5 protein-coding genes are annotated in these 7,574 nt (G+C 62.9%); 2 read left to right on the forward strand and 3 right to left on the reverse strand.

The annotated features are described in order from the left end of the window. Positions 1-571 precede the first annotated feature (571 nt). Together HIM68_RS05035 and HIM68_RS05040 are read left to right on the forward strand one after the other, a co-directional pair. Positions 572-2,050, forward strand: coding sequence for an aldehyde dehydrogenase family protein (locus tag HIM68_RS05035; protein ID WP_172170136.1), 1,479 nt, complete (start codon positions 572-574; stop codon positions 2,048-2,050). Positions 2,051-2,098: 48 nt separating this feature from the next. Continuing rightward, a complete protein-coding gene (locus HIM68_RS05040) occupies positions 2,099-3,661 on the forward strand; it encodes a GMC oxidoreductase (protein WP_172170139.1) in 1,563 nt (520 codons plus the stop codon). Positions 3,662-3,838: 177 nt separating this feature from the next. On the opposite strand, the gene HIM68_RS05045 is transcribed toward HIM68_RS05040, so the two are convergent. From HIM68_RS05045 to HIM68_RS05055, 3 genes are all read right to left on the reverse strand, one after another. Next, positions 3,839-5,638, reverse strand: a complete 1,800-nt coding sequence (locus HIM68_RS05045) for a BCCT family transporter (RefSeq protein ID WP_172170143.1) — start codon at positions 5,636-5,638, stop codon at positions 3,839-3,841. Positions 5,639-5,891: 253 nt separating this feature from the next. Beyond that, entirely contained in the window at positions 5,892-6,908 is a 1,017-nt protein-coding gene (locus tag HIM68_RS05050; RefSeq protein WP_172170146.1) for a hypothetical protein, read from the reverse strand. Positions 6,909-7,048: 140 nt separating this feature from the next. After that, positions 7,049-7,438 carry a hypothetical protein gene (locus HIM68_RS05055; protein ID WP_172170149.1) on the reverse strand — a complete coding sequence of 130 codons (390 nt, stop codon included), beginning with the start codon at positions 7,436-7,438 and terminating at the stop codon, positions 7,049-7,051. Positions 7,439-7,574: the final 136 nt, after the last annotated feature.

Here is a 7,574-nt window from a genome sequence, read left to right on the forward strand (position 1 = left end):
GGGCGGGGACACGTCAGCACCTCGATTCCACTCAGCGTCGCGCCCGTTGTTCTGTGGGTCAACGCCCAGGTCACCGCCTCAGCGCTCTGTTAGAATCGAGGCGAATCCAGTGGAACGGCCGACGGCAATCGAAGAGGCTCGGCGGCAGCGGATGTCCGCGCCGCCTCGACACCAGGGGACGAATGACACCTGACGTGGAAGCTCATTGTGCGGATGACGGATGTCTCCGCGATTCCACGATCAGAATTTCAGACCTCGTTGACTGCCCGTCCCCCGGTGCGGCTAGTGCCGGCCGGTCCCCCAGCACGACTGGCATTCCCCATCATGAGATGACCAAGATCACTTGCCGGTGTGACCAGCATCATCGGATTGCGCATTCGGCCCCTGACTTCGCCTATTGTGATTGCCGGAAGCATGTGAATCAATGCCGCCGAAGCAGTTCGCGTCGCGCGTCAAACGGCAGATCCGCGGCCGTCCGGAAACTCCCCGACACCACAGGCTCCACTGCCGCGACTGCGCGCTCGGCCCTTCAGATCACACAACCGTTCACCCGCTAGGAATAGGAGAAATCGTGCCAAACACACTCTTCATCGACGGACAGTGGGTTTCAGCCGTCAACGGTGGAATCCGAACGATCCATAACCCGGCCGACGGCAGCTTCGTCGCCGAGGTGGACGAAGCCAGCCCCGAAGATACCGAGCTGGCGATCAAGGCCGCTCGCCGCGCCTTCGACTCCGGCGTCTGGTCGTCGGTTCCCGCCAGCGAACGCGGCGATCTGCTGCTGAAGTTCGCCGCCGTTCTGCGTGAGCGCAAGGACGAATTCGCGCGTGCCGAGTCGCTGGACACCGGCAAGCGCTTCGTCGAATCGCAGATCGACATGGACGACATCGCGAACTGCTTCGACTACTTCGGCAAGCTCGCCGCAAACGATGCCGGTCGCGTCGTCGACGCCGGCACCGACACCGTTGCGTCGAAGATCGTGCACGAGCCCGTCGGCGTCTGCGCGCTCATCACTCCGTGGAACTACCCGCTGCTGCAGGCCGCGTGGAAGATCGCCCCGGCCATCGCCGCCGGCAACACCTTCATCCTCAAGCCTGCCGAGCTCACCCCGCACACGGCGATCCTCACAATGCAGGTCCTCGAGGAACTCGGTCTGCCGGCTGGAGTCGGCAACCTCATCCTCGGTGCGGGCGCCGATGCCGGTGCCCCGCTGTCGACGCACGAGGACATCGACATGGTCTCGTTCACCGGTGGCCTCGTCACCGGTCGACTGCTGTTCCGCAACGCCGCCGACTCGATCAAGAAGATCGCCCTTGAGCTGGGCGGCAAGAACCCGAACGTCATCTTCGCCGATGCCGACTTCGATGCGGCTCTGGATAATGCTCTCAACGGCGCCTTCGTCCACTCCGGTCAGGTGTGCTCGGCCGGCGCCCGACTCATCGTCGAGGAATCCATCGCCGAGGAATTCGTCAACCGCCTCGTGGAGCGTGCCGAGCAGATCCGCCTCGGCGGTCCCTTCGATGAGAACGCAGAGACCGGTCCCCTCATTTCCGCCGCGCACCGCGACAAGGTGCATGCCTATGTGGAGAAGGGCATCTCCGAAGGCGCGCGTCTGCGCTGCGGCGGCAAGTTCGGTGAAGGTGACCTGGAGAATGGCTTCTACTACCTGCCGACCGTGCTCGACGAGGTCAAGCGCGGAATGTCCGTCGTCTCCGACGAGGCCTTCGGCCCTGTCGTCACCGTCGAGACCTTTTCCACCGTCGACGAGGCCGTCGAGATCGCCAACGACACCTACTACGGTCTGGCCGGAGCAGTGTGGAGCCAGGATGCGGGCAAGACCCAGCTGGTCGCTCAGCGTCTGCGCCACGGCACCATCTGGATCAACGACTTCCACCCCTACCTGCCGCAGGCCGAATGGGGCGGTTACAAGCAGTCCGGCTTCGGTCGCGAGCTCGGCCCCACTGGTCTGGCCGAATACCAGGAAGCCAAGCACATCTACCAGAACCTCGAGCCGGCAGTCACCGGCTGGTTCCCCGATCACACCAAGTGATCCGCCGCAGCCTGTAGACGAATACCGCAGTACAAGGAGAGATGAACAGTGAAGACTACTCATAGCTTTGATTACGTCGTCGTGGGCGGCGGCTCTGCCGGTGCAGCGGTCGCGGCCCGACTGAGCGAGGACCCCGAGGTCACCGTCGGACTCCTCGAAGCCGGCCCCACCGACACGGACAAGGACGTCGTCCTTGAGCTCAACCGCTGGATGGAGCTCCTCGAATCCGGCTACGACTGGGACTACCCGATCGAAGAGCAGGAGAACGGCAACTCGCACATGCGCCACGCTCGCGCCAAGGTGCTCGGCGGCTGCTCGTCCCACAACTCGTGCATCGCCTTCTGGGCTCCGCGCGAGGATCTCGACGAGTGGGAAGAGAAGCACGGCGCAGCCGGATGGGGCTCGAAGGACACCTTTGGCCTGTACAAGAAGCTCGAGAACAATGAACTGCCCGGCGACCACCACGGCCACGACGGCCCGGTCCGTCTGATGAACGTGCCCCCGGTCGATCCCTGTGGCGTCGCACTCCTCGATGCCTGCGAGCAGGCCGGCATCCCTCGCGTGCAGTTCAACGAGGGCCAGACCGTCATCAACGGTGCGAACTTCTTCCAGGTCAACCGCAAGGACGACGGCACCCGGTCTTCCTCCTCGGTGTCCTACCTCCACCCGATCCTCGACCGTGAGAACCTCACGATCCTCACCGACACTCAGGCCAAGGAGCTCGAGTTCGACGAGGACGACAACTGCACGGCCGTGCTCGTGGTCAACAACGCCTTCGGCAAGACCAACCGGATCGAGGCGAAGAAGGAAGTCATCGTCTCCTCCGGCGCGATCAACACCCCGCAGCTGCTCATGCTCTCGGGCATCGGCCCGAAGGCCCACCTCGCCGAGGTCGGCATCGAGGCTCGCGTGGATTCGCCGGGAGTCGGCGAGCACCTGGGCGATCACCCGGAGGGCGTCATCTCCTGGGAGGCCAAGAAGCCGATGGTCGAGGATTCCACCCAGTGGTGGGAGATCGGCATCTTCTCCCCCACCGAGGACGGGCTCGACCGTCCGGACCTGATGATGCACTACGGCTCGGTGCCCTTCGATATGCACACCCTGCGTCAGGGCTACAAGACCTCGGAGAACTCCTTCTGCCTCACCCCGAATGTCACTCATGCGAAGTCGCGCGGCACTGTGCGCCTGCGCTCGAAGGACTTCCGTGACAAGCCGAAGGTCGATCCCCGCTACTTCACCGATCCGGAAGGCCATGACATGCGCGTCATGGTCGCCGGCATCAAGAAGGCCCGCGAGATCGTCTCCCAGGACGCCATGTCCGAATGGGCCGGCGAGGAGCTGTTCCCCGGCAAGGACGTCCAGACCGACGAGCAGATCGCCGACTACATCACCCGCACGCACAACACCGTCTACCACCCGGTCGGCACGGTGCGCATGGGTGCTGCCGATGATGAGATGTCACCGCTGGATCCGCAGCTGCGGGTCAAGGGCGTCAATCGTCTGCGCGTCGTCGATGCCTCGGCGATGCCGGAGATCACCACGGTCAACCCCAACATCACCGTGATGATGATGGGTGAGAAGTGCGCGGAGATGATCAAGAACGGTCAGTGATCTGGACTGATCTGGTCGTCATATGCTCAGATCACCGAGGCGGCCCTGCGCTGATTCGATGACCTGAGTGGGAACTTCGGCCCAGAACCGAAACGACGAAGGGGGCGCTGCAATCGCAGCGCCCCCTTCGTCGTGTCCGACAGCGACAATCGGCTGTCGCTTCCGGACCGGACAGATTCAGTCGGCGTCGCCGCCCTTACCGTGACTGCCCGGACGGCTGCCGGTGCGGCTGGCCAGTGTCCCCTCACGTCGCCCCTTCTTCTCATGAGGGATTTCGATATAGGGGTCACGGAACTTCGGTGCCGGTTCGACGGCCTGCGGTTCGGTGACGACCTCCTCCTCATCGTCGTATTCGTGACCGAACTGCTCGTCCCCGCCCTGTCGGCGTTCGACCTCTTCGGGCGGCAGCACCTTCTTCCAGCGGCGCATGCGCACCCGCGGCAGAATGCCTGCGTCCTCGCGCAGCGCTCGCATGAGGGCGTAGATCTGGAAGTAGGCGATGATGAAGAACGGCAGACCGACGAGGATGATCGTCGACTGCAGTGCCTCGAGTCCACCGGAGCCGGAGAACACCAGCAGAGCCGCAGTGACGACGGCGACGGCAAGGGCCCAGAAGATGCGCTGCGGCAACGGGTTGAAGTCCTCGTGGCCGTTGTTCATCGTGTCGACGACGAGCGCTGCGGAATCCACCGAGGTGACGAAGAAGATCACCACGAGAACGATTGCGATCACCGACACGGGTCCGGCCAGCGGGTAGTGGTCGAGGAATGCGAACAGCGCTCCCGGAATGTCTCCCTGATCGACGACTCGGTCGACCAGTCCCCCGCCCTGGTTGAACTCGATGTCGAAGGAGGCGTAGCCGAAGATGCCGAACCACAGGATCGAGAAGGCCGAAGGGATGGCGAGCACGCCGATGACGAACTGGCGGATGGTACGTCCGCGGGAGATGCGAGCGATGAAGATGCCGACGAAGGGTGACCAGGTGATCGTCCAGGCCCAGTAGAAGACGGTCCACGTGTTCTGCCAGCCGGTGTTGGCGAACGTGTCGTTCCACAGTGCGAGTTCGGGCAGCTGGTGGATGTAGGTGCCGAAGGATTCGAAGACGCCCTTGGCCATGAACAGCGTCGGGCCGAAGACGACGATGAAGATGAGCAGCAGCACGGCCATGACGATATTGAGGTTCGACAGGACCTTGATGCCTTTGTCGAGGCCGAGAGAGACCGAGATCGTGGCCAGCCCGCAGACGACGCCGATGATGATCAACTGCCACAGGGCGTTCTCCGGAACGCCGATGACCTGAGCGAGTCCGCCGTTGATCTGCAGCGTGCCCAGACCGATCGAGACGGCGATGCCGAAGACGGTGCCGATGATGGCGACGACGTCGATGGTCTTGCCGATGGGACCGTGGATCTTCTCACCGAGGATGGGCTGGAAGATCGAGCTCACCCGCGGCGGCAGGTTCCGTTTGTGGATGAAGTAGGCGAAGCACAGTGCGGGCAGAGTGAAGATCGCCCAGGTGTGCAGGGTGAAGTGGTAGTAGGTGAAGTTCATGGCATCGACCGCGGCGGCGGGCGTTCCCGCTTCGATTCCGAGGGATCCGCGGGGCGGATCTCCAAAGTGGCTGACGGGTTCGGCCACGCCCCAGAACATGAGGATCGAGCCGATGCCGGCGGCGAAGAGCATGGCGAACCAGGCGCCGTTGGAGTGCTCCGGCGGTTCGTCATCGGGGCCGAGTTTCGCTCGCCCATACCGGGAGGCGGCGATGTAGATGAGGAATGCGACGAAGACTGTGACGCCGAGGATGTAGAACCATCCGAGGTTCGTCAGCAGCCAATCCGAGGCGACAGAGACGCCGGCGTCGAGCTGGTCGGTGAAGAAGATCGTCCCGAGGACGAAGATGATGATCACGGCCGCAGAGGAGAAGAAGATGGCCGGGTTGGTTCGGAGTCGAAGTGCGTCGTGCAGCTTAACGAGCATGGCGTACCTTCCGTAGGGATGTTGCCGTCCACACTACAGAAGCATCAATTGATTTCAACACAGCCGCTTGTCACGAATTCGCCTCACTGCACTCCTGGCCAACCCCTGGCCGAGGCGGCCCTACCCTATGTTCGTCCCGTTCATCTGCGCTACCCGGAAGTCCGAATACAACGAGACGGTGCCCGAACCTTGATGGGTTCGGGCACCGTCTCGTCAGCCTCAGCAGGTTCGCCTGCCTCCGGAGGCAAGCGTGTCAGTGTTTCGGCACGTCTGGCTCTCCACCGTCGTCGAGAGGATCCACCCGTCCGTCGTTCTGAACATATGGGTCTCGCGCGCCGCGGCGGTCCGCACGAGGGTCGTAACCCTCGGCTAACGGTTCCTCGGCACGAGGACGAGCGCCCTGTTCCGGCATCTGCTGATCAGCACGGACGTCCTGGTGCTGGGCGTAGGGATCGCGGCGCACCGGTTCCTGACCGCCAGACGGGTCCGGACGAGGCGCATCCTGCCGAACAGGCTGTTCAGGATAAGCGTCGTTCCGTTGAACTGGCTGATCGGGACGGGATGCACCCTGCTGAACAGGGTGTTCGCGGCGAACGTCGTTGCGCGGTACCGACTCGTCAGGGCGATGTCCGCTCTGTTGCGTGTACTGATCGCCATACGGATCAGCCTGGTGGGCTGAGGGATCCTGACGCGCGTAATTCTGCTGCGCCTGCGCATCATGCCGAGTACCGTTCGGCGAAACTTGCTCGTCCTGCCGAGGAGCGTTCCGCGGCGCAGCTTCATCGGCAAGCTGTTCGTTCTGGTTGACTGCCGACGCTCCGTGAGCGCCAGCGCCTGCCGTCCCAACAGCACCGGTGCCGTCTGCACGACGGGTGTCCCCCGCGTTTTCCGGCGTGTCCGGATCCAGTTCGTCAGCACGCTGCAACTTGCGATCGTGTTCGACGCGTTCAGCTTTCACGGCTTCTTCGCGTTTTGCTGCCTCAGAGTCCAGCTGCTCTGCCTCTGCCGCCTGACGATCAGCCTCGGCAGCACGAGCGTCGGCCTCAGCCTTTGCGCGCTTGGCCTCTGCTCTCTGTTTCTCGACTTCGGCTTCTCGAGCACGAACATCATGTTCGGATTCCGCGGCCTCCTGCCGGATCTGTGCGGCCTCTTGCCGCTGGTGCTCGCGCTTCTTCGCTGCCGCCTTGCGGCTGACTGCGATGATGATCCCGACGATGATCAGGACCACGACGATGGCGACGACAATCCAGATGATGGTTGACGCGTTCATGCGGTCTCTCCTTTACTGTCTGTTCGGACGGCATTGTTTTGATGCATCCGACACAGCGGACAGTTTCATCGTCGCACGGTGCTGAGCCCGGAACATGTACAGCGGCTGAGAGTCTGCTGATGGTCGACGAGCCTCGCCTATCAGATCGGATTGCCGCGAACCATCAGTTCCATGACGATCCATTTGGCGAGAGTCTCCGGGTCGACTTCGAGCATATGGGGCATCCGCAGCGTCCGCCGGCGGTCGGGAGTATCTGGAGTTTTGATGCTCACGTCAATATAGGAGCTGACGTTGACCTTGGTGATGTGGACTTCGAGGATGCGCGCCCACGGCACGCCACCTTCAGGGAAACCGTCAACAGCAGCCCAGAGACCGAAGTCATTGACGATCACCTGTGGTGCGGGCGGCCCGGTCCGCCGTAGTCCAAGGACGCCAACAGGATTGCGCAGAAACTGTTTAGCCCGATTGAACCCGATCGCGACCTCACCGTCGCGAGCAAGTTCGGCCTTGAGAACGTCAATTGTCTTCATCTCCACCCCTTCCCTCCTCCCCTAATTGCTACCTGACGGCGGCCCAGCAACCCCGCGCCAGGTAGCAGTACCCCCATCAGGTAGTAATAAGCACCGGGCATCCCACCCACACACGAACACAAACACCACACCCATG

This window comes from Brevibacterium sp. CT2-23B (assembly GCF_013168765.1).
Lineage (GTDB): Bacteria > Actinomycetota > Actinomycetes > Actinomycetales > Brevibacteriaceae > Brevibacterium > Brevibacterium sediminis.